Annotated in this window: 1 pseudogene; it reads left to right on the plus strand. The window is 56.5% G+C overall.

The annotated features are described in order from the left end of the window. Positions 1 to 255 (plus strand): annotated as a pseudogene (locus SB772_RS43230) (hypothetical protein); the annotation flags it as partial.

Below are 255 nucleotides of genomic sequence, written 5' to 3' on the forward strand. Positions count from 1 at the left end.
GACTAGCGCATTCATTGCCCGACTCATACGCTTTCCGCATAGCGTGCTGGCGGAAGTTCGCCATCCAGTGCTGAGCAGTTTTGTGAGTTTGTTTCCGGCAACGACGATGCTGGTGGCGATTGGTTTTGTTCCGTGGTTTCGCCCACTGGCGGTGTGCCTGTTCAGCTTTGGTGTCGTGGTTCAGTTGGCTTATGCCGCCTGGCAAACTGCGGGATTATGGCGCGGATCTCACCCTGAAGAAGCTACCACGCCTGG

Source organism: Paraburkholderia sp. SIMBA_030, assembly GCF_046535245.1.
Classification (GTDB): Bacteria; Pseudomonadota; Gammaproteobacteria; order Burkholderiales; family Burkholderiaceae; genus Paraburkholderia.